This is a genomic window from Janthinobacterium sp. AD80 (assembly GCF_002878455.1).
In the GTDB taxonomy this organism is placed as follows: domain Bacteria; phylum Pseudomonadota; class Gammaproteobacteria; order Burkholderiales; family Burkholderiaceae_D; genus Janthinobacterium.
This window is the reverse complement of the sequence record NZ_NRDQ01000342.1, coordinates 1-605: the sequence shown is the minus strand read 5'-3', so window position 1 is coordinate 605 and position 605 is coordinate 1. Positions and strand designations below refer to the sequence as shown.

1 protein-coding gene is annotated in these 605 nt (G+C 72.1%); it reads right to left on the bottom strand.

The genetic code is table 11. From position 1 onward, the window contains the following. On the bottom strand, positions 1-605 hold a 605-nt coding region (locus tag JaAD80_RS29270), incomplete at both ends, for an MFS transporter (RefSeq protein WP_219726910.1).

Sequence of the window (605 nt, the reverse complement as noted above, 5' to 3'; positions counted from 1 at the left end):
CGATGGCCAGGTTGCCGTCGCCCTGCGCCGTGCGCACGGCCAGCAGCTGCGCGGTTCTGCGGCACTTGCAGGGCCCAGCCGGCAGCGCCCCACAGCACGACAGGCGCCAGCATCAGCCATGCCGACCAGCCGGCCGCCAGCGGCAGCGCGCCCAGGGCCGGCGCCAGCAACAGCAGGATGCACAGAGTGAGTGTCGGCGCGGCCAACCTGTCGGCCAATGGACCGACCAGCACACTGCCGGCGATGCCGCCCACGCCCCAGGCCCACAGGAAGGGCGTGACGGACAGCGTCTCGCCGTGCGCGGACCATGCCAGCAGCGGCGCGACAAACGTGTACATGCCCAGGCTGGCAATGGCCGCCAGCAGCGACACCAGCAAGATGGCCAGCACCTGTCCGTCCGCCAGCAAGGCAAGCTTGCGGCGCAGCGCGATGGCAGGCGCCGGCGGCAGCACGGGCAGCTTCCACAGCAAGCCGGCCAGCGCCAGCGCACCGAGGAACGCCACCAGCCACAGTGCGGCGGCCCAGCCCAGCTGCTGCGCCAGCAGCAAGCTCAAAGGCACGCCCAGCACCGTGCCGCTGGCCATGCCGCCCATGATCACGCCGAT